This window comes from Streptomyces violaceorubidus (assembly GCF_000717995.1).
In the GTDB taxonomy this organism is placed as follows: Bacteria; Actinomycetota; Actinomycetes; order Streptomycetales; family Streptomycetaceae; genus Streptomyces; species Streptomyces violaceorubidus.
The window spans coordinates 1-351 of record NZ_JODM01000170.1; the positions used below are offsets into that span (position 1 = coordinate 1).

Below are 351 nucleotides of genomic sequence, written 5' to 3' on the forward strand. Positions count from 1 at the left end.
GGCTGTCCGCCCACCGCGTCACCGTCGGGCACCTCCAACGCCCCGTCGGACGCGTCCTGCAGGCCCGTGTTCCGCGCCGGCTGGCTCCCGCCGCCCGAGCGTGCCGCCGGACCGGCACCAGTGCCGGTGGCTGCCTGCCCGGCACCCGAACCGGCCGGCTGCCCGACACCGGTCGACTGTCCCGTGCCCGTGCCCATGCCCATGCCCATGCCTGTGCCTGTGGCGAGGACCGGCTGCCCGGTACCCGAGGCAGCCGGCTGCCCCGCGCCCGCACCGCTGGGCCGGCCCGCGCCCGCGCCCGCGGCGGACGTGTCCGGTGCCTCGATCCCGGAGACGGTACGCACCGGCACC

At 78.9% G+C, this 351-nt stretch carries 1 pseudogene; it reads right to left on the reverse strand.

Annotated elements, in window-relative coordinates:
• Nucleotides 1–351, reverse strand: a pseudogene (locus IE94_RS40755) (hypothetical protein); the annotation flags it as partial.